Raw genomic sequence first — 24,154 nt, 5'->3', positions numbered from 1 at the left:
GCATTTTGGGTATTGCTGATGACGCTATCGCAGGCAAGCCAGCTCCGACAGGGGAATGCATTCCAAATGTGGCAGCTGGCTTGCCTGCGATAAGGGCGACTCGGTCTCGAATCAGCCCTCGCGCACCATATCGACATGTGGAATCCCGACTTCCAGGAACTCATCACTGACAATCTTGAAGCCCAGTCGCTCATAAAACGGCGCCGCATACACCTGCGCACTGAGGAACTGCTTGGTCTGGCCACGTTGCTCGGCCATGCCAATCACGGCTTCCATCAGCTTGTCGCCGACCTTCAGCCCGCGCCAGTCCTTAAGCACCGATACGCGGCCGATTTCGCCGCTGGGCAGCAGGCGCGCGGTGCCAATCGGAAAGTCACCTTCAAAGGCGAGAAAATGCACGGCGTCAGCGTCGTCTGCGTCCCATTCAAGCTCAGGTGGAACCGATTGTTCAGCGATGAATACCGCTTCACGAATGCGCCGAATCTCAGCGATATCCTTTTGCCAGTCCGCGACACTTACGTGAATCTTATTCATCGGCAAATCCCAGGCTTCCTTGCTTGACCAATTCGCACAGCAGGTCGCGACCGTCTTCGTCTGCGAGCCATGTACCAAGATTTTCGCTGTGCAGGGCGTCGGCCGAGCAGATCAGCTTCAACAGCTCGCGCAGTTTGCCTGGCAGGTAACGGCTCTGGCCGCTGGCGAACAGCAAGACATCATCGTCCACTTCCGACCACGCCATGCGGGCGCTTGGGTTGCGGACCAAAATCGCGCCGTCTTCCAGGCTGGCGATAAAGTCTTCTTCGACCAACTCTTCGCCTGCGACCATTTCCGGGTAGCGTGGCTCGGTCATGAACTGGCCGAACCAGGTCAGCAGCATGCGCTCGTCGCTCATGTGCTCGGCCAGAAGGCTTTTCAGGCGGTCAAGTGCATCGCCTTGAATCTGGTGCGGGTCGCTGACCGGTTGGGCGTCGGCGTCGGTGTAACGCTCTTCGTCCGTCAGGTATTGGCTGAGGAAGTCGGTGAAGTGGGTCAGGACTTCAGCGGCGCTCGGTGCGCGGAAGCCGACCGAGTAGGTCATGCAGTCATCTTCAGCGATGCCGAAGTGCGCCAGGCGCGGCGGCAGGTAGAGCATGTCGCCCGGTTCCAGCACCCATTCTTCGCTTTGTTCGAATTCGGCGAGGATGCGCAGGTCAGCGTGCTGCAGCAGCGGGCTTTCGGAGTTGCACATCTGGCCGATTTTCCAGTTGCGCTTGCCTTGGGCCTGCAGCAGGAACACGTCGTAGTTATCGAAGTGCGGGCCGACGCTGCCGCCGGGTGCGGCAAAGCTGATCATCACGTCGTCGATACGCCAGCTTGGCAGGAAGCGGAAGTGCTCCAGCAGCTCGGCCACTTCCGGCACGAACTGGTCGACAGCCTGCACCAGCAGCGTCCACTCGCGCTCGGGCAGGGTGCTGAAGGCGTCTTCGGCGAAAGGCCCGCGGCGCAGCTCCCATGGGCGCTCGCCGTGCTCGATCACCAGGCGCGATTCGACTTCTTCTTCCAGGGCCAGGCCGGCCAGTTCGTCGGCATCGATCGGGCTTTCGAAATCAGGGATGGCCTGGCGGATCAGCAGCGGTTTTTTCTGCCAGTAGTCGCGCAGGAATTCGCGTGCCGTGATGCCGCCCAGAAGTTGAAGAGGAATATCAGGATTCATGTGTAACCTATTGAAAAAAAGCACTTTTAAGACAGGAATAAAAACGCCCGGCGCGGCCGGGCGTCTCAAGAGGGCTTGCGCTAAATCAGATGCGCTTGGCTTGGGCCACCGCATTGCCGATGTAGTTGGCCGGGGTGAGCAATTTCAGCTCGGCCTTGGCGGCGGCTGGCATGTCCAGGCCGTCGATGAAAGTTTGCAGCGCGTCGGCAGTGATGCCCTTGCCGCGCGTCAACTCTTTGAGCTTTTCGTAAGGGTTTTCGATGTTGTAGCGGCGCATCACGGTCTGGATCGGCTCGGCCAATACTTCCCAGCAGGCATCCAGGTCAGCGGCGATTTTCTGCGCGTTGAGTTCCAGTTTGCTGATGCCTTTGAGGCTGGCTTCGTACGCGATCACGCTGTGGGCGAAGCCTACGCCGAGGTTGCGCAGTACGGTGGAGTCGGTCAGGTCGCGCTGCCAGCGGGAAATCGGCAACTTGCTGGCCAGGTGCTGGAACAGCGCGTTGGCGATACCGAGGTTGCCTTCGGAGTTTTCGAAGTCGATCGGGTTGACCTTGTGCGGCATGGTCGACGAGCCGATTTCACCGGCAATGGTGCGCTGCTTGAAGTAGCCCAGAGAGATGTAGCCCCAGATATCGCGATCGAAGTCGATCAGGATGGTGTTGAAGCGCGCAATGGCGTCGAACAGTTCGGCGATGTAGTCGTGCGGTTCGATCTGAGTGGTGTACGGGTTGAAACCCAGGCCCAGCTCGTCTTCGATGAAGGCGCGGGCGTTTTCTTCCCAGTCGATTTCAGGGTAGGCCGACAGGTGCGCGTTGTAGTTGCCTACGGCACCGTTGATCTTGCCCAGCAGTGGCACGGCGGCGACTTGAGCGATCTGGCGCTCAAGGCGGTACACCACGTTCGCCAGCTCTTTGCCCAGGGTGGTCGGCGAGGCCGGCTGACCATGGGTGCGCGACAGCATCGGCACGTCGGCGAAACGGATGGCCAGTTCGCGGATGGCGTTGGCGGTCTGGCGCATCAGCGGCAGCATCACGTCATCACGGCCTTCGCGCAGCATCAGGGCGTGGGACAGGTTGTTGATGTCCTCGCTGGTGCAGGCAAAGTGGATGAACTCGCTGACCTGGGCCAGTTCCGGCAGCTTGGCTGCTTGCTCTTTGAGCAGGTACTCAATGGCTTTAACGTCGTGGTTGGTGGTGCGCTCGATCTCTTTCACACGCTCGGCGTGCTTCAGAGAGAAGTTTTCCGCCAGGGTGTTCAGTACAGCGTTGGCTTCGGCGGAAAACGCCGGCACTTCGCTGATGGCGGGGTGAGCGGCCAGGCGCTGGAGCCAGCGCACTTCAACCAGAACACGAGCACGGATCAAGCCGTATTCGCTGAAAATAGGGCGCAGGGCCTGGGTTTTGCCGGCGTAGCGGCCGTCAACAGGGGAAACCGCAGTGAGCGAAGAGAGCTGCATGGGGTGTTCTCGGACAGTCGGGCAACGAAATGGGGCGCGTATCATACATGAAAAAATCCGCCGGTCCGTTGCCAACTGACCGGCGTATTACGCGTAACGGCTTGAAAATGGCCTGTCGGTGCGACTTATTCGTTGCGCATCAACGGGTAAAGCTCTTTGAGCAATTTGCGACGACTGATCACCAGTTGCCAGCGATGGCCGCCCAACTGCCGCCACAACCGTGCCGAGCGAATACCGGCCAGGAGCAGGGCGCGGATTTTCGAGGCGTTATTGGGTTGCTGCAGGTTGCGCATGTCGCCGTGTACCTGGATTCGCTGGCGCAAGGTGCTCAAGGTGTCCTGATACAGCGCGCCGCAAGCGGCAATCACGTTTTCGTGGGCCGGGCCGAAGTGTTCCACCTGGGACTGAATCTGCGGCAGGCGTTTGCCGATGGTTTCCAGCATGTCTTCGCGTTTGGCCAGTTGGCGTTCAAGGCCGAGCATCGACAGCGCATAGCGCAATGGCTCGCGCTGCAAGGTGCTCGGGTCGCGCTCCAGCGCGCCGATCAGCGCGCGATAACCTTCGCGCAGCGCCAAATCGTCACCGCCATAGACTTCCAGGGTGTCCTTGGGATCGCGGATCAGCAAGCTGCCGAGCATGCAGGTCAGGCCGGCTTCGGTGACCTGGCCGGTCTTGGCGATCTTGTCGACCAGCACGGCAGCGAGGAAAACCCCGCCAAGCGCCGTCAATTGCTCCTGGGTCGGGCTCATGCCGGGTTGCTCCAGGGCTCGGCGACTTCAATCACGCCGCCGCCCAGGCAAATTTCGCCGTCATAGAACACCACGGACTGGCCTGGGGTGACCGCGCGTTGCGGGTCATCAAAGGTGGCACGATAGCCGGTGGCGGTTTTTTCCAGGGTGCAGGGCTGATCACTCTGGCGATAGCGCACTTTGGCGGTCAGGCGGCGCGGAGTGCTCAGGTCGACAGGGTTGACCCAATAGATCTCCGAAGCGAGCAGGGCGCCGGAGAACAGCAGTGGGTGTTCATTGCCCTGGCCGACGATCAGCACGTTGTGCTCCAGATCCTTGATCAGCACGTACCACGGCTCTTCGCCGGCGTCTTTCAAGCCGCCGATACCCAGGCCCTGGCGCTGACCGATGGTGTGGTACATCAGGCCATGGTGACGGCCGATGACGTCGCCTTCCGTCGTCTTGATCTCGCCCGGTTGTGCCGGCAGGTACTGCTTGAGGAAATCACTGAAACGGCGCTCACCGATAAAGCAGATCCCAGTGGAGTCCTTTTTCTTGGCGGTGGCCAGGCCGTGTTTCTCGGCAATCCTGCGCACTTCGGGTTTTTCCAGCTCGCCGACCGGGAACAGGGTCTTGGCGATCTGTTCGCCGCCGACGGCATGCAGGAAGTAGCTCTGGTCCTTGTTCGGGTCCAGGCCTTTAAGCAGTTCGGTGTGACCCTCGATGTCGCGACGGCGCACGTAGTGGCCTGTGGCGATCAGGTCGGCGCCAAGGATCATGGCGTAGTCGAGGAACGCCTTGAACTTGATTTCGCGGTTACACAGGATGTCCGGGTTCGGCGTGCGACCTGCCCTGTATTCGGCCAGGAAGTGCTCGAACACGTTGTCCCAGTACTCGGCTGCGAAGTTGGCAGTGTGCAGCTTGATGCCGATCTTGTCGCACACGGCCTGGGCGTCCGCCAGGTCGTCCATGGCGGTGCAATATTCCGTTCCATCGTCTTCTTCCCAGTTCTTCATGAACAGGCCTTCCACCTCATAACCCTGCTCCATGAGCAGAACGGCGGAAACGGAAGAATCCACGCCGCCGGACATGCCGACGATGACGCGCTTCTTTTGTGTGTCAGAAGGGGCTGGATCACGCATAGGGTTTCAACGGGTGTCTTGAAAAAGGACGCGATTCTATCAGGCCCAAGCCCTCAAGGCTAAAGAGAAGGGCGGATCAATTCGAGACTGTGGCGCTGGCCGGCCAAATAATCATCGATACAGCGGATGATCAGCTCGCTGCGCCAGTCGTCGCGCACGGCCATCAGCTCGTCACGGGTGAGCCAGCGGGCGCGGATGATGCCGTCGTCCAGTTGATACTCCGGGTGGTGTTTGAGGGCCTTGGCGGTGAAGCACACGCGCTGGTAGGTCACACCATTGCTGGGCGCGGTGTACAGGTAAATGCCGACAATGCCGGTGGCTTCGACGTCCCAACCGGTTTCTTCGAGGGTCTCGCGTACGGCGGCTTCGGTCAGGGTTTCGTTCGGGTCCAGGTGGCCGGCGGGCTGGTTGAGCACGGCGCGCCCGCCCTTGAGTTCTTCGACCATCAGGAAGCGGCCGTTGTCTTCGACGAGGGTGGCGACGGTGATGTGGGGTTGCCAGGTCATTCAAAACCTCGATTCATGATGCGGTGCGGTCTTTGGGCGGGGTTGCAGTCAGTGTGGGAGCGGGCTTGCTCGCGAATGCAATGGGTCAGATATGCATCAGGTGACTGGCACAGCGCATTCGCGAGCAAGCCGGCTCCCACATGTTGATTCGGTGTGTTCTGCAAAACCGCAGTGTGCTGAAACAGAAACCCCGGCGCGGGGCCGGGGCTTCTTTGCATCCTTACAACCTTACTTCAACTTGGCAATGGCCGCGTTGAGGGTGGTGCTTGGGCGCATGGCTTTGCTGGTCAGCTCCGGGTTCGGCGCGTAGTAGCCGCCGATGTCCACTGGCTTGCCCTGTACGGCGTTCAGCTCGGCAACGATCGTCGCCTCGTTTCCGCTCAGGGTTTTAGCCAGTTCGCCGAACTGCGCTTGCAGTGCAGTGTCTTCGGTCTGGGCGGCCAGGGCTTGAGCCCAGTACAGCGCCAGGTAGAAGTGGCTGCCGCGGTTGTCGATGTTGCCGACTTTGCGCGATGGCGACTTGTTGTTGTCGAGGAACTGGCCGGTGGCCTGGTCCAGGGTCTTGGACAGCACCAGGGCTTTCGGGTTGTTGTAAGTCACACCCAAATGCTCAAGGGAAGCGGCCAGGGCCAGGAACTCGCCCAGGGAATCCCAGCGCAGGAAGTTCTCTTCCACCAGCTGTTGCACGTGCTTTGGAGCCGAACCGCCGGCGCCGGTTTCGAACAGGCCGCCACCGTTCATCAGCGGTACGATCGACAGCATCTTGGCGCTGGTGCCCAGTTCCATGATCGGGAACAGGTCAGTCAGGTAGTCGCGCAGTACGTTGCCGGTCACCGAGATGGTGTCCTGGCCCTTGCGGGTACGCTCCAGGGTGAACTTCATCGCGTCGACCGGCGACATGATGCGGATGTCCAGGCCTTCGGTGTTGTGGTCTTTCAGGTAAGCCTGAACTTTCTCAACCACGACGCCGTCGTGCGCGCGCTGTGGGTCCAGCCAGAAAATCGCTGGGGTGTTGCTGGCGCGGGCACGGTTGACGGCCAGTTTGACCCAGTCCTGGATCGGCGCGTCTTTGGTCTGGCACATGCGGAAGATGTCGCCGGCTTCAACAGCCTGTTCCATCAGCAGGGTGCCCTTGCTGTCGGTGACGCGGACGACGCCGTCAGCCTTGATCTGGAAGGTCTTGTCGTGGGAGCCGTACTCTTCGGCTTTCTTCGCCATCAGGCCAACGTTTGGCACGCTGCCCATGGTGGTTGGGTCGAAAGCGCCATGCGCCTTGCAGTCTTCGATGACGGCTTGGTAGATGGTGGCGTAGCAGCGATCCGGGATCACCGCCTTGGTGTCGTGCAGCTGGCCGTCGGTGCCCCACATTTTGCCGGAGTCACGGATCATGGCCGGCATCGAGGCGTCGACGATCACGTCGCTCGGCACGTGCAGGTTGGTGATGCCTTTGTCGGAGTTGACCATCGCCAGGGAAGGGCGAGCGGCGTAGACCGCCTGAATGTCAGCTTCGATCTGCGCTTGCTGATCGGCAGGCAATGCCTTGATGCGAGCGTACAGGTCGCCGATGCCGTTGTTCAGGTTGAAGCCGATCTGCTCCAGCACGGCAGCGTGCTTGGCCAGGGCATCTTTATAGAACTCGGCAACAATCTGGCCGAACATGATCGGGTCGGAAACCTTCATCATGGTGGCTTTCAGGTGAACCGACAGCAGCACGCCTTGTTTCTTGGCGTCTTCGATTTCAGCGGCGATGAAGCTGCGCAGGGCTTTCTTGCTCAGCACGGCCGTGTCGATGATTTCGCCGGCTTGTACCGAGGTCTTCTCTTTCAGAACGGTCGCGGTGCCGTCTTTGGCGACCAGCTCGATCTTCACAGCGTCAGCGGCTTCGATCTGTACGGCTTTTTCGCTGCCGTAGAAGTCGCCGTTGCTCATGTGAGCGACGTGCGATTTGGAGTCCGCAGCCCAGGCGCCCATTTTGTGCGGGTGCTTGCGGGCGTAGTTCTTGACCGACAGCGGTGCGCGGCGGTCGGAGTTGCCTTCGCGCAGGACCGGGTTCACGGCGCTGCCCTTGACCTTGTCGTAACGTGCACGGGTTTCTTTTTCCGCGTCGGTGGTTACGGTTTCCGGGTAGTCCGGCAGGGCGTAGCCCTGGGCCTGCAGTTCCTTGATCGCAGCTTGCAGCTGAGGGGTCGAGGCGCTGATGTTAGGCAGCTTGATGATGTTGGCTTCAGGTGTAACGGCCAGGTCGCCCAGTTCGGCGAGGTGGTCCGGGATAGCCTGGGTACCCAGTTGCTCGGGGAAGCTTGCGAGGATGCGCGCGGCGAGGGAGATGTCGCGGGTTTCCACAGCAATATCAGCGGAAGCGGTGAAGGCCTCTACGATAGGCAGCAGTGAATAGGTGGCGAGGGCTGGGGCTTCGTCGGTGAAGGTGTAGATGATCTTCGAGCGGGTGGGCATATTCGGATTAACTCTCTTCTTTGCTGAAAGCGTGCGCAGAAACTCGAGATGCGCCGGGTGGAGCGCGTTCGTTCAAAGTCATCCATGAGCGAAATGTCGAGGTTTCTTCGCGGTGATGTTGGGTTGCATCAGTCGAGCGTCAAGCGGGTGGACTATTGTAATAGTCCTGCTTTCTGGCTGAAGGCTACTGTCTAGAGCGGTCAGCTGTCGTGACTCTTGGGTCAGCGGCGGCATTATACATAGGTCGCTATGCTTACGCCGAGCCTTCATACAAAAGGTGAGTCGTCCATTGGTCTAAAGGTCGCAGGGCCCAGACTGCGACCAAAGTCGCACGATGTGCTCAAGATTGGCGATTTTGCCTTTGCTTTCAGGCTTGTAGGCGGCCAAATATGCTGTTTTCGATGCAAATGAGCATGGCGCGAGGTTTCAGTCGCCATTTATCTGGAGTAGGCTCGAACGCAGCCAGATGTTCAATCCATAGATGGAGTTCAGCATGGGATACAAGAAGATTCAGGTTCCGGCAGTCGGCGACAAAATCACCGTCAATGCAGACCATTCTCTCAATGTTCCTGACCAACCGATCATCCCTTATATAGAAGGCGACGGTATTGGCGTCGACATCAGCCCGGTGATGATCAAGGTGGTCGACGCAGCTGTTGAAAAGGCTTATGGCGGCAAGCGCAAAATCTCCTGGATGGAGGTTTATGCGGGCGAGAAGGCGACTCAAGTTTACGACCAGGACACCTGGCTGCCCCAGGAAACCCTGGATGCGGTCAGAGATTACGTGGTTTCCATCAAGGGTCCGCTGACCACGCCGGTTGGCGGCGGCATTCGTTCGTTGAACGTGGCCCTGCGTCAACAGCTCGACCTGTATGTGTGTCTGCGCCCGGTGCGTTGGTTCGAAGGCGTGCCCAGCCCGGTCAAGAAGCCTGGCGATGTCGACATGACCATCTTTCGTGAGAACTCCGAGGATATTTACGCCGGCATCGAGTGGAAGGCCGGTTCGCCGGAAGCGATCAAGGTGATCAAGTTCCTGAAGGAAGAGATGGGCGTCACCAAGATTCGTTTCGATCAGGATTGCGGCATTGGCATCAAGCCAGTGTCCCTGGAAGGTACCAAGCGTCTGGCGCGCAAAGCCCTGCAGTATGTCGTGGATAACGACCGCGACTCGCTGACGATCGTGCACAAGGGCAACATCATGAAGTTCACCGAAGGTGCCTTCAAGGAGTGGGCCTACGAGGTGGCGGCTGAAGAGTTCGGGGCGACACTGCTCGACGGCGGCCCGTGGATGCAGTTCAAAAACCCGAAAACCGGCAAGAATGTGGTGGTCAAGGATGCGATTGCCGATGCAATGCTCCAGCAGATCCTGTTGCGTCCGGCCGAATACGATGTAATCGCGACCCTCAACCTGAACGGCGACTACCTCTCCGACGCCTTGGCGGCGGAAGTGGGCGGCATCGGGATTGCCCCGGGGGCCAACCTCTCGGACACCGTGGCGATGTTTGAAGCCACCCACGGCACGGCGCCAAAATACGCAGGCAAAGACCAGGTCAACCCCGGTTCATTGATTCTGTCGGCGGAAATGATGCTGCGGCACATGGGGTGGACGGAGGCGGCTGACTTGATTATCAAGGGCACCAATGGCGCTATTTCGGCCAAGACCGTGACCTATGACTTCGAGCGCTTGATGGAGGGCGCCAAGCTGGTGTCGTCTTCGGGCTTCGGCGATGCGCTGATCTCACACATGTAAACAGCGGGCAATAAAAAAACCGGCCATCTCTAATGGTTTGAGATGGCCGGTTTTTTATTGCAACCTGCTGGTTCAGTGGCGGATCAGGCCACGACTTTCTTTTCTTTTTTAGCAGCTGGGGTTGCGGGTTTTTCGTGTACTACGGCGTTCACTGTATCGATGTTCACTGCGTGCAGTCCTTTCGGTCCTTCGATCGTTTCAAAACTGACTGCTTGGCCTGCTTTCAGCGTCTTGTATCCATCCATGGTAATTGCCGAGTAATGCGCAAAAAGATCTTCGTCGGGTTTCCCTTCCGCGTTAATGAACCCGTACCCTTTGGCATTATTGAACCATTTGACCTTGCCATTGATCTTGACGCCAGACATACCATATCCCTCTGCACCAGACTCCATCACTGGAGTATCATCCAGTTTATCCGTCCTAACCCGAATAAATAAGGTTGACTGCGCGGACCTTTTTTACCCACTGTGGGCTCTATTGGTTGTAACACCGTTTCGCCGATAGTCAAGGCGACCGTATAGTCAGAGTTGAAATTCCGGCAGGTCGCCCCCACCACTGTATTTGAACCACTGACGAACCTTTCTTTCCATGCATGCAATCAGCCAGATTCGACTAACATTCAATCAGGATCGCCCGGATCAGGAACACGATGACGACGGTTCTGCAGGCATTGCTGTTCAGGAGGCTAAGCCTGCTCTACAGGCGCCGCCGATGTACAAGGTGGTTTTGTTCAATGATGACTACACACCGATGGATTTCGTGGTCGAAGTGCTCGAGGTGTTTTTTAACCTGAACCGCGAGTTGGCGACCAAGGTAATGCTGGCCGTTCACACAGAAGGACGGGCAGTATGTGGAGTGTTTACCCGCGACATCGCCGAGACAAAGGCCATGCAGGTCAACCAGTACGCCAGGGAAAGCCAGCATCCGCTACTCTGTGAAATCGAGAAGGACGGTTAACTCCGACCACTTGGGTATGAGGTGAAGCTATGTTAAACCGCGAGCTCGAAGTCACCCTCAATCTTGCCTTCAAGGAGGCTCGTTCGAAGCGTCATGAATTCATGACCGTCGAACACCTGCTGCTGGCACTTTTGGATAACGAAGCTGCCGCCACCGTTCTGCGTGCGTGCGGCGCCAACCTCGACAAACTCAAGCATGACCTGCAGGAGTTTATCGACTCCACCACGCCACTGATCCCCGTGCATGACGAGGACCGTGAGACTCAGCCGACGCTGGGCTTTCAGCGGGTATTGCAGCGTGCTGTGTTCCACGTACAGAGCTCCGGTAAGCGTGAAGTCACAGGCGCCAACGTGCTTGTGGCGATTTTCAGCGAACAGGAAAGTCAGGCAGTGTTCCTGCTTAAACAGCAGAGCGTTGCCCGTATTGATGTCGTCAACTACATCGCCCACGGTATCTCCAAAGTGCCAGGGCACGGCGATCATTCCGAGGGTGAGCAGGATATGCAGGATGACGAGGGTGGTGAGTCTTCCTCTTCGGGCAATCCACTGGATGCCTATGCCAGCAACCTTAACGAACTGGCGCGCCAGGGGCGGATCGATCCGCTGGTGGGGCGTGAGCTTGAGGTCGAGCGTGTAGCGCAGATCCTCGCTCGTCGTCGCAAGAACAATCCGTTGCTGGTGGGTGAGGCGGGCGTGGGTAAAACCGCAATCGCCGAAGGCCTGGCCAAGCGCATTGTTGATAACCAGGTGCCTGACTTGCTGGCCAACAGCGTCGTCTACTCCCTTGATCTCGGGGCGTTGCTCGCCGGGACCAAGTACCGTGGCGATTTCGAGAAGCGCTTCAAGGCGCTGCTCGGTGAGCTGAAAAAACGCCCGCAAGCGATCCTGTTTATCGACGAGATCCACACCATCATTGGTGCCGGCGCGGCATCCGGTGGGGTGATGGATGCCTCGAATCTACTGAAGCCGTTGTTGTCGTCGGGTGATATCCGCTGCATTGGCTCGACCACGTTCCAGGAATTTCGCGGGATCTTCGAAAAAGACCGTGCCCTGGCGCGTCGTTTCCAGAAAGTCGACGTCTCCGAGCCTTCGGTTGAAGACACCATCGGCATCCTGCGCGGGCTCAAGGGGCGTTTTGAGGCGCACCATGGCATCGAGTACACCGATGAAGCGTTGCGCGCGGCCGCTGAGCTGGCGTCGCGCTACATCAATGATCGCCACATGCCGGACAAGGCGATCGACGTGATCGACGAAGCAGGGGCCTACCAGCGCCTGCAGCCGGTCGAGAAACGCGTGAAGCGCATCGACGTGCCTCAAGTCGAGGACATCGTGGCGAAGATCGCGCGGATTCCGCCTAAGCACGTCAACAGTTCCGACAAGGAGCTGCTGCGTAATCTGGAGCGTGACCTCAAGCTGACCGTGTTCGGACAGGATGCGGCCATCGACGCGCTGTCCACGGCGATCAAGTTGTCGCGTGCGGGCCTCAAGTCGCCGGACAAGCCGGTCGGTTCGTTCCTGTTTGCAGGCCCTACCGGCGTCGGCAAGACCGAAGCGGCGCGGCAGTTGGCCAAGGCCATGGGGATCGAGCTGGTGCGCTTCGACATGTCCGAATACATGGAGCGCCACACCGTGTCGCGCCTGATCGGTGCGCCTCCAGGCTATGTCGGGTTCGATCAGGGCGGTCTGCTGACCGAAGCGATCACCAAGCAGCCGCATTGCGTATTGCTGCTCGATGAAATCGAGAAGGCCCACCCGGAAGTCTTCAACCTGCTACTGCAGGTCATGGACCACGGGACCCTGACCGACAACAACGGGCGCAAGGCGGACTTCCGCAACGTCATCGTGATAATGACCACCAACGCCGGTGCTGAAACCGCTGCGCGAGCCTCTATCGGCTTTACGCATCAGGATCACTCTTCGGATGCGATGGAAGTGATCAAGAAGAGCTTCACGCCGGAATTCCGCAACCGTCTGGACACCATTATCCAGTTTGGTCGCCTCAGCCATGAGGTTATCAAAAGCGTGGTGGACAAGTTCCTTACCGAGCTTCAGGCGCAGCTGGAAGACAAGCGCGTGCAGCTGGACGTGACGGACGCAGCGCGCAATTGGCTGGCGCAGGGTGGCTACGATTCGGCAATGGGCGCTCGCCCAATGGCGCGTCTGATCCAGGACAAGATCAAGCGGCCACTGGCCGAAGAGATCCTGTTCGGCGAGCTTTCCGACCATGGCGGTGTGGTGCACATCGACTTGAAGGACGGCGAGTTGACCTTCGAGTTCGAAACCACGGCCGAGATGGCCTGATAGCTGACTGCAACACAGCAAAAAGGCGCCGAAAGGCGCCTTTTTGCTGTCTCCTGAACACTGAAGATCAAATGTGGAGGGGCTTGCTCCCGATGACGGTGTGTCAGTCGCTGAATATATTGACTGGCCCGCCGCTATCGGGAGCAAGCCTCCCCTCCCGCAGGGTTTACAGTGTCAGGCAAATAGCGCACACACAAAAACGCCCGGCATAACCGGGCGTCTTGTATTGACTTGATTAACGAGCGCGGTAAGTGATGCGCCCTTTGCTCAAGTCATAGGGCGTCAGCTCGACGCGCACTTTGTCACCGGTAAGAATACGAATGTAATTCTTGCGCATCTTGCCGGAGATATGCGCGGTTACGACGTGCCCATTTTCCAACTCCACACGAAACATGGTGTTGGGCAGGGTGTCGACGACAGTGCCTTCCATTTCGAAGCTGTCTTCTTTCGACATGCAGTAAAGCCCTCGGTATCCAGTGAATGGCCCGGTGCAACTGCGCCAGGCAAAAGCGGCGTGCATTGTGCCCGAAAAAGGGTGTTCAAGCCAAGGGGTTCTAGTTAAGCGTTACCCATCTTTGATTAATCAGTAGCTCAATGGGCCGATATTGGGTCTTGTAGTTCATCTTTTTGCAGTTCTTGATCCAGTATCCGAGGTACACCGCTTCCAGTTCCAGGCGCAAGGCTTCGCCGATTTGCCAGAGAATGGCGAAGCGCCCGAGGCTGCGACGTTCTTCCATGGGTTCATAGAAGGTGTACACCGCCGACAGGCCATTGGGCAGCAGGTCGGTCACGGCGACCGCGAGCAGGCGCCCGTCGAGGCGGAATTCGTAAAAGCGGCAGAAGGGCAGGTCGCGCACCAGGAATGTCGAAAACTGATCGCGGCTGGGCGGAAACATGTCGCCGTCGGCATGACGCTGTTCGATGTAGCGCTGGTAAAGATCGAAATATTCTTCGCTGAAGTGTGGCTTGGTGGCGGTGACTGTCAGGTCGGCATTGCGCTTGAGGATGCGTTTCTGGTTGCGGTCCGGCAAAAACTGCGCGACCGGGATGCGTGCCGGTACGCAGGCATTGCAGTTCTGGCAATGCGGCCGGTACAGGTGATCGCCGCTACGCCGAAAACCCATCTCTGAAAGGTCGGCATACACATGCACATCCATGGGCTGGCTGGGGTCGAGGAACAGCGTCGTTGCCTGCTCGTCGGGCAGATAGCTACAGGAGTGAGCTTGAGTGGCATAAAACTTCAAGCGCGCCAGCTCGGTCATGATCAACCCTCGGGATAAGCTTTGAAATAAGTGTAAGCCAGGTGCGAGGAAGTCGCCTAGGAAACCCACGGTCCAGAGCTGCGTTGGTCCAAATGCTTGCGCAGAAACTCAGCGAAATCAGTGCGCGGTATGGCGCGGGCGCCAAGGCTGTGCAGGTGATCATTGGGCATCTGGCAGTCGATCAGCACAAAACCCCAGGCCTGGAGCTGACGGGTGAGTGTGGCAAAGCCGAATTTGGAGGCATTGTCGGCGCGGCTGAACATGGACTCGCCAAAAAATAGTTGGCCCATTGCCAGGCCGTACAGGCCACCGACCAGCTGCCCTTGATCCCAAACCTCCACCGAGTGCGCGTAGCCACGCTGGTGCAGCTCCAGGTAGGCGTGCTGGATGCCTTCGGTGATCCACGTGCCGTCGGCATAGCTGCGCGGCGCGGCACACGCCTGGATGACGGCAGCGAAGTCCTGGTCGAATGTCACGGTATACCGCTGCTGGCGCAATAATTTGCCGAGGCTGCGCGAAACATGCAGTTCGTCGGGGAATATCACCGTGCGCGGGTCCGGAGACCACCAGAGAATGGGTTGGCCCTCTGAGAACCACGGAAAGCAGCCATGGCGATAGGCCTGGACCAGTCGTTCGGCCGACAGGTCGCCACCGGCGGCGAGCAAGCCATTGGGTTCGCGCATGGCCTTGGCCAGTGGCGGAAAAGTCAGCGAATCGCGTTGCAACCAGGTCAGCATGGTATCCAGGCTTATGGAAGGGGAGGGGAGTGGCAGGTCAGTCGCCTGCCGCAAGAGTGCTGATTATTGTCGACGCAGCGCTGTGGGGCCAGCCCGAATAGGGCATTGAGTGGGATTAGCGTGAGCGGGTGTTTCTGCAACTCTATGCCTGGGGCGCGGTCGTAATCGGGTCTGTGCCGTGGAGGCCATTGGCCAAGCTTGCCTGGTTTGCTAAATACAGCTCATAAGCCTTTGTCAGCAAAGGCAATGCATGCTCAAATTGAACAGGCTGTGACACTTCAATTGTCCAGGCCGCCGAGTGAAGGGCAAGGACGTGGCATCGCCGACGCAAACCCGTACAATGCGGCCATTATGGCGTGATCGTCATTTCGTCGATCCATCATCCGGTGTTAAAAAGTAGATTCAACGACGCTCGTTCATTTTTCAGCTGCTCGGATTGGGCAGTATTTACAGTCATTCAATAGATGGACGCGCTAAAGGCGCAGGAAAAGACCCGTTTTGAAGAAATCCGCCGCAACACCTAAAGCAGCAGTCGTGCCGGCCTGGCGTCAGCACCTGCACTACCGACTCAAGGAAGGTGCGCTGATCGCCATTGGCGCGCTGTGCCTGTTCCTGATGATGGCCTTGCTCACCTATGGCAAGGACGATCCGGGCTGGAGCCACAACAGCAAGATCGAAGACGTGCAGAACTTCGGCGGCCCCGCCGGTTCCTACAGCGCCGATATTCTGTTCATGGTGCTCGGCTACTTTGCCTACATCTTCCCGCTGCTGCTGGCGATCAAGACCTGGCAGATCTTCCGCCAGCGTCACGAACCGTGGCAGTGGAGCGGCTGGCTGTTCTCCTGGCGCCTGATCGGCCTGGTGTTCCTGGTGCTCTCCGGCGCGGCGCTGGCGCATATCCATTTCCACGCCCCCACCGGCTTGCCGGCGGGGGCAGGCGGGGCGCTGGGCGAAAGCCTCGGCGACCTGGCGCGCAAGACCCTGAATATCCAGGGCAGCACCTTGATGTTTATCGCGCTGTTCCTGTTCGGCCTTACCGTGTTCACCGACTTGTCGTGGTTCAAGGTGATGGACGTGACCGGCAAGATCACGCTCGACCTGCTCGAACTGTTTCAGGGCGCCGCTAACCGCTGGTGGTCGGCCCGGGTTGATCGCAAGCGCATGGTCGCGCAACTGCGCGAGGTCGATACCCGTGTCAACGAAGTGGTGGCGCCGAGCACCCCGGACCGACGTGAGCAAGCCAAGGTCAAGGAACGCCTGATCGAACGCGAACAGGCCCTGAGCAAGCACATGTCGGACCGCGAGAAGCAGGTGCCGCCAGTGATTACGCCGGCCCCGGCCAAGGCGCCCGAGCCCAGTGCCCGCGTGCAGAAAGAGAAACAGGCGCCGTTGTTTGTCGACAGCGCCGTCGAAGGCACCTTGCCGCCGATCTCGATTCTCGACCCGGCCGAAAAGAAACAGCTCAACTATTCTCCGGAGTCGCTGGCGGCGGTAGGCCACCTGCTGGAAATCAAACTCAAGGAATTCGGCGTCGAAGTCACCGTGGATTCGATCCACCCAGGCCCGGTCATTACCCGTTACGAGATTCAGCCGGCCGCAGGCGTCAAGGTCAGCCGTATTTCCAACCTGGCGAAAGACCTGGCGCGTTCCCTGGCGGTGACCAGCGTTCGTGTGGTGGAAGTGATTCCCGGCAAGACCACCGTCGGTATCGAGATTCCCAACGAAGACCGCCAGATCGTGCGCTTCTCCGAAGTGCTGTCGACCCCGGAATACGACAACTTCAAATCGCCGGTCACCTTGGCGCTGGGTCATGACATCGGCGGCAAGCCGGTGATTACCGACCTGGCCAAAATGCCGCACTTGCTGGTTGCCGGTACGACGGGTTCCGGTAAGTCGGTGGGTGTGAACGCGATGATTCTGTCGATCCTGTTCAAGTCCGGCCCCGATGACGCCAAGCTGATCATGATCGACCCGAAGATGTTGGAACTGTCGATCTACGAAGGCATTCCGCACCTGTTGTGCCCGGTCGTGACCGACATGAAGGACGCCGCCAACGCACTGCGCTGGAGCGTCGCCGAGATGGAGCGCCGCTACAAGCTGATGGCGAAGATGGGCGTGCGTAACCTGTCCGGCTTCAACGCCAAGGTCAAGGAAGCCCAGGATGCCGGCACACCGCTGACCGACCCGCTGTACAAGCGCGAAAGCATTCACGACGAAGCGCCGCTGCTGACCAAGCTGCCGACCATCGTGGTGGTGGTCGATGAGTTTGCCGACATGATGATGATCGTCGGCAAGAAGGTTGAAGAACTGATTGCCCGTATCGCCCAGAAGGCGCGTGCCGCCGGTATTCACTTGATTCTCGCCACCCAGCGTCCGTCGGTGGATGTCATCACGGGTCTGATCAAGGCCAACATCCCGACGCGGATGGCGTTCCAGGTGTCCAGCAAGATCGACTCGCGGACCATCATCGACCAGGGCGGCGCCGAGCAACTGCTTGGCCACGGTGACATGCTTTACATGCCGCCGGGCACCAGTCTGCCGATTCGTGTGCATGGCGCCTTTGTGTCCGATGACGAAGTACACCGCGTGGTGGAAGCCTGGAAGCTGCGCGGCGCACCGGAATACAACGACGATATCCTCGCGGGCGTTGAAGAGGCCGGCAGCGGCTTCGACGGCGGCAGTGGTGGTGGCGACGACGATGCCGAAACCGACGCGCTGTATGACGAAGCCGTGGCGTTCGTGCTCGAAAGTCGCCGCGCTTCGATCTCCGCAGTGCAGCGCAAACTGAAAATCGGCTACAACCGCGCCGCCCGCATGATCGAAGCCATGGAAAACGCTGGCGTTGTGACTGCTATGAACACCAACGGCTCGCGTGAAGTCATCGCCCCCGGGCAAATGCGCGACTGATCACATGCCGCGTGGCAGCACGCGGCTCGCCCTAACGACTCAATGAGGACTCCCATGCGTCTTATCCGCATGCTGTTGTTGCCGGCACTGGCCCTGACGGCTGTTTCGGCCCACGCCGACCCGGCCTCCGTAGCCAGCCTGAAGAACCTGTTGGACAAATCCCAGACCCTCACCGCGCGCTTCTCTCAGCTGACCCTGGACGCCGGTGGCACCCAGCTGCAGCAAACCGAGGGTGAAATGGCCGTGCAGCGCCCAGGGCTGTTCTACTGGCACACCGAAGGGAAGTCCGAGCAGACCATCGTTTCCGATGGCCAGAAAGTCACGCTGTGGGACCCGGACCTGGAGCAGGCGACCATCAAGAAGCTGGACCCGCGCCTGAACCAGACCCCGGCGCTGCTGCTCTCGGGCGACGTGTCGAAAATCAACGACAGTTTCGATATCACCTCCAAGCAAACCAGCAACGTTATCGAGTTTACCCTCAAGCCGAAATCCAAGGACACGCTGTTTGACAGCCTGAACCTGTCGTTCGGCAACGGCGTGATCAACAACATGCGCCTGATCGACAGTGTCGGCCAGCGCACCGATATCCTGTTCTCCGGGGTCAAGGCCAACCAGCCGGTGCCGGCATCCAAGTTCAAGTTCGACATCCCCAAGGGTGCCGATGTGATCCAGGAATAACCTGCCTAGAGGTTTCAATCGCTGCCCATGGACCTGTTTCGAAGTGACCCGATTGCTCAGCCCCTGGCCGCACGCTTGCGTTCGACCAACCTGGATGAGTACGTCGGGCAAGAACACCTGCTCGCTCGCGGCAAGCCATTGCGCGAAGCCCTGGAGCAGGGTGCGCTGCACTCGATGATTTTCTGGGGGCCGCCGGGCGTGGGTAAAACCACCCTGGCGCGCCTGCTGGCAAAGGTGTCGGATGCACACTTCGAAACGGTTTCTGCGGTGCTGGCCGGGGTCAAGGAGATCCGCCAGGCGGTGGAAGTCGCCAAGCAGCAGGCCGGGCAATATGGCAAGCGCACCATCCTGTTCGTCGATGAAGTGCACCGCTTCAACAAGTCCCAGCAGGATGCGTTTTTGCCGTATGTCGAAGACGGCACGCTGATTTTTATCGGCGCGACCACTGAAAACCCCTCGTTTGAACTCAATAACGCTTTGCTCTCACGGGCGCGCGTCTACGTGCTCAAGAGCCTGGACGAAGCGGCGATGCGAAAGCTGTTGCACCGCGCCTTGAGCGAAGACAAGGGCTTGGGCAAGCGTCAGCTCAGTCTCAGTGACGAAGGCTTCAAGATTCTGCTGAGCGCCGCCGATGGCGACGGCCGGCGTTTTCTCAATCTGTTGGAGAATGCCTCCGACCTCGCCGAAGATGGCAACGAGATCGGCGTCGACCTTCTGCAAAGTCTGCTCGGCGACACCCGCCGCCGCTTCGACAAGGGCGGTGAAGCCTTCTACGATCAGATCTCGGCGCTGCACAAGTCCGTGCGCGGCTCCAACCCCGACGGCGCGCTGTACTGGTTTGCGCGGATGATCGACGGTGGTTGCGACCCACTGTACCTGGCGCGCCGCGTGGTGCGCATGGCCAGCGAAGACATCGGCAACGCCGACCCGCGCGCGTTGAGCCTGTGCCTGGCCGCCTGGGAGGTGCAGGAACGCCTTGGCAGCCCGGAAGGCGAGTTGGCCGTTGCACAGGCCATTACGTATCTGGCCTGCGCGCCGAAAAGCAACGCGGTGTACATGGGCTTCAAATCGGCCCTGCGCGCCGCCGCCGAACATGGCTCGCTCGAAGTGCCGCTGCACCTGCGCAACGCACCGACCAAACTGATGAAACAACTGGGCTACGGTGATGAATATCGCTATGCCCATGACGAGCCGGACGCCTACGCGGCCGGCGAAGATTACTTCCCCGATGAGCTTGAGCCGCAGCCGTTCTACCAGCCGGTCCCTCGTGGTCTGGAGCTGAAGATCGGTGAAAAGCTCAATCACCTCGCCCAACTCGATCGCCTCAGCCCCAAACAGCGGAGAAAGTAGTGCTCAAGACGATTCTTGCCGTGTCCGTAGCCGGCATCGCTGGTACATTATTGCGTTTCGCCACCGGAACGTGGGTCAGCGCCAATTGGCCGAAGCATTTTTATGCGGCGACCCTGGCGGTCAACCTGGTGGGCTGCTTGATCATCGGGCTGTTGTACGGGTGGTTCCTGTTGCGCCCGGAAGTGCCGATTGAAATTCGGGCCGGCTTGATTGTCGGCTTTGTAGGCGGTCTGACGACCTTTTCATCCTTTTCACTGGATACGTTGCGCCTGCTGGAAAGCGGGCAGGCCCTGGTAGCCTTCGGTTACCTGGGCATCAGCGTGTTCGGCGGGCTGCTCGCCACTTGGGCTGGCCTGTCCTTGACCAAACTTTGATAAACGAGAGACCGACATGCTCGATTCCAAACTGTTACGTAGCAACCTTCAGGACGTAGCGGACCGCCTGGCATCCCGTGGCTTTGCCTTGGATGTTGCGCGCATCGAAGCGCTGGAAGAACAGCGCAAGACCGTCCAGACCCGCACCGAAGCACTGCAGGCTGAGCGGAATGCGCGTTCCAAATCCATCGGTCAGGCCAAGCAGCGCGGCGAAGACATTGCGCCGTTGATGGCGGACGTCGAGCGCATGGGCACCGAGCTGTCCGACGGCAAAGTCGAGCTGGAAGGCATTCAGAGCGAGCTGGATTCGATCCTGCTGGGCATTCCCAACCTGCCGCACGAGTCCGTGCCGATTGGCGAAGACGAAGACGGCAACGTCGAAGTGCGCCGTTGGGGCACACCCAAAGCCTTTGATTTCGAGATCAAGGACCACGTTGCCCTGGGCGAATTGACCGGTGGCCTGGATTTCGAAACTGCCGCCAAGATGTCCGGCGCGCGTTTTGCCTTGCTGCGCGGTCCGATTGCGCGCATGCACCGTGCCCTGGCGCAGTTCATGATCAACCTGCATACCGGCGAACACGGCTACGAAGAAGCCTACACCCCGTATCTGGTGCAGGCGCCGGCGCTGATGGGCACCAGCCAGTTGCCGAAATTCGAAGAAGACCTGTTCAAGATCAGCCGTGATGGCGAAGCTGATTTGTACCTGATCCCGACGGCCGAAGTGTCGCTGACCAATATTGTGGCCGGCGAGATCCTCGATGCCAAACAGCTGCCGATCAAGTTCGTCGCTCACAGCCCATGCTTTCGCAGTGAAGCCGGTGCGTCGGGCCGTGACACCCGCGGCATGATCCGCCAGCACCAGTTCGACAAGGTCGAGATGGTGCAAGTGGTTGAGCCGTCGACCTCCATGGAAGCCCTGGAAGGCCTGACTGCCAACGCCGAGCGCGTCCTGCAACTGCTTGAGCTGCCTTACCGCGTGCTGGCGCTGTGCACCGGCGACATGGGCTTCAGCGCCGTGAAGACCTACGACCTTGAAGTGTGGGTGCCGAGCCAGGACAAATACCGCGAAATTTCGTCGTGCTCCAACTGCGGTGATTTCCAGGCCCGTCGCATGCAGGCGCGTTTCCGTAACCCGGAAACCGGCAAGCCGGAACTGGTGCACACCCTCAACGGTTCGGGGCTGGCGGTGGGTCGCACCCTGGTAGCCGTGCTGGAAAACTACCAGCAGGCTGACGGTTCGATCCGTGTGCCTGAGGTGCTCAAGCCTTACATGGCGGGCGTTGAGGTCATCGGCTAAATGGAATTTCTGCCGCTGTTTCATAACCTGCGCGGCAGTCGTGTGTTGGTCGTCGGTGGCGGGGAGATTGCGTTGCGCAAATCCCGGCTGCTGGCCGACGCCGGTGCGTTGCTGCGGGTGGTTGCTCCCCAGATCGAAGACCAGTTGCGTGAATTGGTACTGGGCAGTGGCGGGGAACTGATTTTGCGCGGTTATCAGGAGCCCGACCTTGATGGTTGCGTGCTGATTATCGCGGCGACGGACGACGAGCCGCTGAACGCGCAAGTGTCCAGTGATGCCAAGCGTCGTTGCGTGCCGGTCAATGTAGTGGACGCGCCAGCCTTGTGCAGCGTGATCTTCCCGGCGATTGTCGACCGTTCGCCGTTGGTGATTGCAGTGTCCAGCGGCGGCGATGCGCCGGTGCTGGCGCGCTTGATCCGGGCCAAGCTGGAAACCTGGATTCCGTCCACTTACGGTCAGTTGGCCGGGTTGGCGGCGCGCTTCCGTGCCCAGGTCAAAGGTTTGTACCCGGACGTTCAGCAGCGTCGTGCGTTTTGGGAAGAGGTTTTCCAGGGCCCGATCGCCGACCGACAGTTGGCCGGGCAGGGCGATGAAGCTGAGCGCTTGCTGATTGAAAAGGTCAACGGCGCGCCACCGTACGCGCCGGGCGAGGTTTATTTGGTGGGCGCAGGCCCGGGTGATCCGGACCTGCTGACCTTCCGCGCCCTGCGCCTGATGCAGCAAGCCGACGTGGTGCTGTATGACCGTCTGGTCGCTCCGGCGATTCTCGAACTGTGCCGCCGTGATGCCGAGCGCATTTACGTCGGCAAACGTCGCGCCGACCATGCCGTGCCGCAAGACCAGATCAACCAGCAATTGGTGGACCTGGCCAAGCAAGGCAAGCGCGTGCTGCGCCTCAAAGGTGGCGATCCGTTCATCTTTGGTCGTGGTGGCGAAGAGATCGAGGAGCTGGCGGCCCATGGCATTCCGTTCCAGGTAGTGCCGGGCATCACCGCCGCCAGTGGCTGCGCGGCTTATGCCGGGATTCCGCTGACGCACCGTGACTATGCCCAGTCGGTACGGTTTATCACCGGGCATTTGAAGAACGGGACGTCAGACCTGCCTTGGCAGGATCTGGTGGGGCCGTCGCAGACCCTGGTGTTCTACATGGGGTTGATTGGCTTGCCGATCATCTGCGAACAACTGATCAAGCACGGTCGCGCAGCGGATACCCCGGCGGCGTTGATCCAGCAGGGCACCACGTCCAATCAGCGCGTGTTTACCGGCACCCTGGCGGACTTGCCGCGCATGGTGGCGGAGCATGAAGTGCACGCGCCGACCTTGGTCATCGTCGGTGAAGTGGTGGTGTTGCGCGAGAAGCTCAAGTGGTTTGAGGGCGCGCAATCCCAGGTCTGATCCTTTAACGCATCGCAGGTAAGCCCGCTCCCACATTGGCCTGTGTGCACAGACCCAAATGTGGGAGGGGGCTTGCCCCCGATGAGGCCTTCAAACACAGCGACTGATTCGGATCAGCCCTGGACGCCTTTGCCACTTAGCCGCTTCCTGTCATGCCCGGCATCAAAGGTTTGCAACGGCCCTTTCGGCACAATCCCCGTCGGATTGATCGTCCGATGGCTCGCGTAGTAATGCCCCTTGATGTGCGCAAAATCCACCGTCTCGGCCACGCCCGGCCATTGGTACATCTCCCGCAGCCAGTTCGACAAGTTCGGATAATCGGCAATCCGCCGCAGGTTGCATTTGAAGTGGCTGTAATACACCGCATCAAAACGAATCAGCGTGGTGAACAGCCGCACATCGGCTTCGGTCAGGTATTCACCGGCCAGGTAACGGTGCGCGTCCAGGTGCCGCTCCAGGTGATCGAGCTCGGCAAACACATCATCAAATGCGCTTTCATAGGCCTTTTGCGAGGTGGCGAAGCCTGCGCGGTACACGCCATTGTTCACGGCCGGGTAGATGCGGTCGTTCAGCGCGTCGATGCTTGCACGTAGTGCTTCGGGGTAGAAGTCCAGCGTGTTGCCGGTCAGGTCGTTGAAGGCGCTGTTGAACATGCGGATGATCTCCGCGGATTCATTGCTCACGATGCGCTTGAGCTTTTTGTCCCAGAGCACCGGTACGGTGACGCGGCCGGTGTAGTCGGCAGTGTCTGCGGTGTAGCGCTGGTGCATGAATTCGAACCCATCGAGCCTATCGCCGGTGGAGCCGTGGGCCTTGTCGAAGGTCCAGCCGTTTTCCAGCATCAGCCAACTGACTACGGAAACGTCAATCAGGCTTTCCAGGCCCTTGAGCTTGCGCAGGATCAAGGTGCGGTGGGCCCAGGGGCAGGCGAGGGAAACATACAGATGATAGCGACCGGCTTCTGCCTGGAAGCCGCCTTCGCCGCTGGGGCCGGGCTCGCCGTTGGCTGTCACCCAGTGACGCCGTTGCGCCTGTTCGCGCTGGAAAGCGCCGTCTGCACTGCTTTCGTACCACTGGTCTTTCCAGTGTCCTTCGATCAGCAAACCCATGACTGGCTCCTTGGCTAATAAGCGTTGGAGCCCAGTCTAAAGGGATGAGTTCGAACTAA

21 protein-coding genes are annotated in these 24,154 nt (G+C 59.6%); 9 read left to right on the top strand and 12 right to left on the bottom strand.

Annotated elements, in window-relative coordinates; genetic code table 11:
* Nucleotides 1–111: 111 nt before the first annotated feature.
* The 7 genes from CPH89_RS28590 to CPH89_RS28560 all read right to left on the bottom strand — a co-directional run bounded on the left by CPH89_RS28590 (nucleotide 112) and on the right by CPH89_RS28560 (nucleotide 7,979).
* Nucleotides 112–534 carry a GNAT family N-acetyltransferase gene (locus CPH89_RS28590; RefSeq protein WP_053256837.1) on the bottom strand — a complete coding sequence of 141 codons (423 nt, stop codon included), beginning with the start codon at nucleotides 532–534 and terminating at the stop codon, nucleotides 112–114.
* Nucleotides 527–1,693, bottom strand: a complete 1,167-nt coding sequence (locus CPH89_RS28585) for a ribosomal protein uL16 3-hydroxylase (protein WP_053256836.1) — start codon at nucleotides 1,691–1,693, stop codon at nucleotides 527–529. Before CPH89_RS28585 ends, CPH89_RS28590 begins: the two co-directional genes overlap by 8 nt.
* An 85-nt stretch (nucleotides 1,694–1,778) precedes the next feature.
* Nucleotides 1,779–3,149, bottom strand: a complete 1,371-nt coding sequence (gene purB, locus CPH89_RS28580; RefSeq protein WP_053256835.1) for an adenylosuccinate lyase — start codon at nucleotides 3,147–3,149, stop codon at nucleotides 1,779–1,781.
* Nucleotides 3,150–3,274: 125 nt separating this feature from the next.
* The gene (hflD, locus tag CPH89_RS28575; RefSeq protein WP_016969254.1) at nucleotides 3,275–3,898 is read right to left on the bottom strand and encodes a high frequency lysogenization protein HflD; all 624 of its coding nucleotides are present in this window, start codon (nucleotides 3,896–3,898) and stop codon (nucleotides 3,275–3,277) included.
* The gene (gene mnmA, locus CPH89_RS28570) at nucleotides 3,895–5,019 is read right to left on the bottom strand and encodes a tRNA 2-thiouridine(34) synthase MnmA (protein ID WP_053256834.1); all 1,125 of its coding nucleotides are present in this window, start codon (nucleotides 5,017–5,019) and stop codon (nucleotides 3,895–3,897) included. The genes hflD and mnmA overlap by 4 nt, the downstream gene beginning before the upstream one ends.
* A gap of 59 nt (nucleotides 5,020–5,078) precedes the next feature.
* A complete protein-coding gene (locus CPH89_RS28565) occupies nucleotides 5,079–5,525 on the bottom strand; it encodes an NUDIX hydrolase (RefSeq protein ID WP_053256833.1) in 447 nt (148 codons plus the stop codon).
* 228 nt (nucleotides 5,526–5,753) lie between these two features.
* Entirely contained in the window at nucleotides 5,754–7,979 is a 2,226-nt protein-coding gene (locus tag CPH89_RS28560) for an NADP-dependent isocitrate dehydrogenase (RefSeq protein ID WP_053256832.1), read from the bottom strand.
* A 493-nt stretch (nucleotides 7,980–8,472) separates the two neighbouring features.
* On the opposite strand from CPH89_RS28560, the gene icd reads away from it, so the two are divergent.
* The gene (gene icd, locus CPH89_RS28555) at nucleotides 8,473–9,729 is read left to right on the top strand and encodes an NADP-dependent isocitrate dehydrogenase (protein ID WP_053256831.1); all 1,257 of its coding nucleotides are present in this window, start codon (nucleotides 8,473–8,475) and stop codon (nucleotides 9,727–9,729) included.
* 83 nt (nucleotides 9,730–9,812) lie between these two features.
* Here the strand turns inward: icd and cspD are convergent, their stop codons facing one another.
* The gene (gene cspD / locus CPH89_RS28550) at nucleotides 9,813–10,094 is read right to left on the bottom strand and encodes a cold shock domain-containing protein CspD (protein WP_053256830.1); all 282 of its coding nucleotides are present in this window, start codon (nucleotides 10,092–10,094) and stop codon (nucleotides 9,813–9,815) included.
* 223 nt (nucleotides 10,095–10,317) lie between these two features.
* Here cspD and clpS point away from each other — a divergent pair, with 223 nt between their 5' ends.
* Both clpS and clpA read left to right on the top strand, forming a co-directional pair.
* Nucleotides 10,318–10,686, top strand: a complete 369-nt coding sequence (gene clpS, locus CPH89_RS28545; RefSeq protein WP_053256829.1) for an ATP-dependent Clp protease adapter ClpS — start codon at nucleotides 10,318–10,320, stop codon at nucleotides 10,684–10,686.
* Between the two features lie 29 nt (nucleotides 10,687–10,715).
* A complete protein-coding gene (gene clpA, locus CPH89_RS28540) occupies nucleotides 10,716–12,986 on the top strand; it encodes an ATP-dependent Clp protease ATP-binding subunit ClpA (RefSeq protein WP_053256828.1) in 2,271 nt (756 codons plus the stop codon).
* 235 nt (nucleotides 12,987–13,221) lie between these two features.
* Here the strand turns inward: clpA and infA are convergent, their stop codons facing one another.
* The 3 genes from infA to aat form a co-directional block, all read right to left on the bottom strand.
* Nucleotides 13,222–13,440, bottom strand: a complete 219-nt coding sequence (gene infA, locus CPH89_RS28535) for a translation initiation factor IF-1 (protein WP_002553999.1) — start codon at nucleotides 13,438–13,440, stop codon at nucleotides 13,222–13,224.
* Between the two features lie 100 nt (nucleotides 13,441–13,540).
* Nucleotides 13,541–14,248 (bottom strand): arginyltransferase, encoded by a 708-nt coding sequence (locus tag CPH89_RS28530; RefSeq protein WP_053256827.1) that lies wholly within the window; start codon nucleotides 14,246–14,248, stop codon nucleotides 13,541–13,543.
* 56 nt (nucleotides 14,249–14,304) lie between these two features.
* Nucleotides 14,305–14,985, bottom strand: coding sequence for a leucyl/phenylalanyl-tRNA--protein transferase (aat, locus tag CPH89_RS28525; protein ID WP_053256826.1), 681 nt, complete (start codon nucleotides 14,983–14,985; stop codon nucleotides 14,305–14,307).
* 498 nt (nucleotides 14,986–15,483) lie between these two features.
* Between aat and CPH89_RS28520 the strand changes: the two genes are divergently transcribed.
* From CPH89_RS28520 to cysG, 6 genes are read left to right on the top strand one after another with little or no spacing between them, the layout of a single operon-like run.
* Nucleotides 15,484–17,892: a DNA translocase FtsK gene (locus tag CPH89_RS28520; RefSeq protein ID WP_053256825.1), complete on the top strand. Its 2,409-nt coding sequence runs from the start codon at nucleotides 15,484–15,486 to the stop codon at nucleotides 17,890–17,892.
* Between the two features lie 54 nt (nucleotides 17,893–17,946).
* Nucleotides 17,947–18,570, top strand: a complete 624-nt coding sequence (gene lolA / locus CPH89_RS28515) for an outer membrane lipoprotein periplasmic chaperone LolA (protein WP_053256824.1) — start codon at nucleotides 17,947–17,949, stop codon at nucleotides 18,568–18,570.
* Nucleotides 18,571–18,597: 27 nt separating this feature from the next.
* Nucleotides 18,598–19,920 (top strand): replication-associated recombination protein A, encoded by a 1,323-nt coding sequence (locus tag CPH89_RS28510; protein WP_053256823.1) that lies wholly within the window; start codon nucleotides 18,598–18,600, stop codon nucleotides 19,918–19,920.
* Nucleotides 19,920–20,294 (top strand): fluoride efflux transporter CrcB, encoded by a 375-nt coding sequence (crcB, locus tag CPH89_RS28505; protein WP_034098661.1) that lies wholly within the window; start codon nucleotides 19,920–19,922, stop codon nucleotides 20,292–20,294. The genes CPH89_RS28510 and crcB overlap by 1 nt, the downstream gene beginning before the upstream one ends.
* Nucleotides 20,295–20,310: 16 nt before the next feature.
* The gene (serS, locus tag CPH89_RS28500) at nucleotides 20,311–21,591 is read left to right on the top strand and encodes a serine--tRNA ligase (RefSeq protein ID WP_053256822.1); all 1,281 of its coding nucleotides are present in this window, start codon (nucleotides 20,311–20,313) and stop codon (nucleotides 21,589–21,591) included.
* Nucleotides 21,592–22,986 (top strand): siroheme synthase CysG, encoded by a 1,395-nt coding sequence (gene cysG / locus CPH89_RS28495; protein WP_053256821.1) that lies wholly within the window; start codon nucleotides 21,592–21,594, stop codon nucleotides 22,984–22,986.
* A 113-nt stretch (nucleotides 22,987–23,099) separates the two neighbouring features.
* Here cysG and CPH89_RS28490 read toward each other — a convergent pair whose 3' ends face one another.
* Nucleotides 23,100–24,095: a glutathione S-transferase family protein gene (locus CPH89_RS28490; protein ID WP_053256820.1), complete on the bottom strand. Its 996-nt coding sequence runs from the start codon at nucleotides 24,093–24,095 to the stop codon at nucleotides 23,100–23,102.
* Nucleotides 24,096–24,154 lie beyond the last annotated feature (59 nt).

It is taken from the genome of Pseudomonas fluorescens (assembly GCF_900215245.1).
In the GTDB taxonomy this organism is placed as follows: Bacteria; Pseudomonadota; Gammaproteobacteria; order Pseudomonadales; family Pseudomonadaceae; genus Aquipseudomonas; species Aquipseudomonas fluorescens.
This window is presented reverse-complemented; position numbering and strand designations above follow the sequence as displayed.

What these genes read in the sequence shown, in the direction of transcription:
- hflD (WP_016969254.1), bottom strand. Translation starts at nt 3,898, where the DNA reads ATGAGCCCGACCCAGGAGCAATTGACGGCGCTTGGCGGGGTTTTCCTC.
- cspD (WP_053256830.1), bottom strand. Translation starts at nt 10,094, where the DNA reads ATGTCTGGCGTCAAGATCAATGGCAAGGTCAAATGGTTCAATAATGCC.
- clpA (WP_053256828.1), top strand. Translation starts at nt 10,716, where the DNA reads ATGTTAAACCGCGAGCTCGAAGTCACCCTCAATCTTGCCTTCAAGGAG.
- CPH89_RS28530 (WP_053256827.1), bottom strand. Translation starts at nt 14,248, where the DNA reads ATGACCGAGCTGGCGCGCTTGAAGTTTTATGCCACTCAAGCTCACTCC.
- CPH89_RS28490 (WP_053256820.1), bottom strand. Translation starts at nt 24,095, where the DNA reads ATGGGTTTGCTGATCGAAGGACACTGGAAAGACCAGTGGTACGAAAGC.
- cysG (WP_053256821.1), top strand. Translation starts at nt 21,592, where the DNA reads ATGGAATTTCTGCCGCTGTTTCATAACCTGCGCGGCAGTCGTGTGTTG.
- icd (WP_053256831.1), top strand. Translation starts at nt 8,473, where the DNA reads ATGGGATACAAGAAGATTCAGGTTCCGGCAGTCGGCGACAAAATCACC.
- CPH89_RS28585 (WP_053256836.1), bottom strand. Translation starts at nt 1,693, where the DNA reads ATGAATCCTGATATTCCTCTTCAACTTCTGGGCGGCATCACGGCACGC.
- CPH89_RS28590 (WP_053256837.1), bottom strand. Translation starts at nt 534, where the DNA reads ATGAATAAGATTCACGTAAGTGTCGCGGACTGGCAAAAGGATATCGCT.
- clpS (WP_053256829.1), top strand. Translation starts at nt 10,318, where the DNA reads ATGCATGCAATCAGCCAGATTCGACTAACATTCAATCAGGATCGCCCG.
- lolA (WP_053256824.1), top strand. Translation starts at nt 17,947, where the DNA reads ATGCGTCTTATCCGCATGCTGTTGTTGCCGGCACTGGCCCTGACGGCT.
- CPH89_RS28560 (WP_053256832.1), bottom strand. Translation starts at nt 7,979, where the DNA reads ATGCCCACCCGCTCGAAGATCATCTACACCTTCACCGACGAAGCCCCA.
- CPH89_RS28510 (WP_053256823.1), top strand. Translation starts at nt 18,598, where the DNA reads ATGGACCTGTTTCGAAGTGACCCGATTGCTCAGCCCCTGGCCGCACGC.
- infA (WP_002553999.1), bottom strand. Translation starts at nt 13,440, where the DNA reads ATGTCGAAAGAAGACAGCTTCGAAATGGAAGGCACTGTCGTCGACACC.
- serS (WP_053256822.1), top strand. Translation starts at nt 20,311, where the DNA reads ATGCTCGATTCCAAACTGTTACGTAGCAACCTTCAGGACGTAGCGGAC.
- CPH89_RS28565 (WP_053256833.1), bottom strand. Translation starts at nt 5,525, where the DNA reads ATGACCTGGCAACCCCACATCACCGTCGCCACCCTCGTCGAAGACAAC.
- purB (WP_053256835.1), bottom strand. Translation starts at nt 3,149, where the DNA reads ATGCAGCTCTCTTCGCTCACTGCGGTTTCCCCTGTTGACGGCCGCTAC.
- aat (WP_053256826.1), bottom strand. Translation starts at nt 14,985, where the DNA reads ATGCTGACCTGGTTGCAACGCGATTCGCTGACTTTTCCGCCACTGGCC.
- mnmA (WP_053256834.1), bottom strand. Translation starts at nt 5,019, where the DNA reads ATGCGTGATCCAGCCCCTTCTGACACACAAAAGAAGCGCGTCATCGTC.